This window comes from Bradyrhizobium cosmicum, from assembly GCF_032290525.1.
In the GTDB taxonomy this organism is placed as follows: domain Bacteria; phylum Pseudomonadota; class Alphaproteobacteria; order Rhizobiales; family Xanthobacteraceae; genus Bradyrhizobium; species Bradyrhizobium cosmicum_A.
In genome coordinates this window covers 1-232 of record NZ_JASXTA010000643.1, presented here as the reverse complement: position 1 = coordinate 232, position 232 = coordinate 1, and the positions used below count along the sequence as shown (strand labels likewise).

The 232-nt window shown below is 72.8% G+C and carries 1 pseudogene; it reads right to left on the bottom strand.

Annotation, left to right across the window (positions count from 1 at the left end):
* A pseudogene (locus QSV46_RS41200) lies at nt 1-232 on the bottom strand (flagellar biosynthesis protein FliO); the annotation flags it as partial.

Here is a 232-nt window from a genome sequence, read left to right as displayed (position 1 = left end):
GCCCAGCAATGACGCCATCTCGTCTTCGAGATTCTCGAAGCCGCTCTTCTGCGGAGCGGGTGTGGGAGCGGGGGGTTCGCTGCGGGAGGTACGGGCAGGCGGCGTTTCCGGCGCCACCGGCGGCGCCACCGGTTCGGCCGGCCGGCGCAGGGCGGCTTCCAGCCGCTGCGCCATCTCGGCGAGATTCTGGTCGGCGCTCGACGGCGCGGGTGGTGAAGGAGGGGGTGGAGCC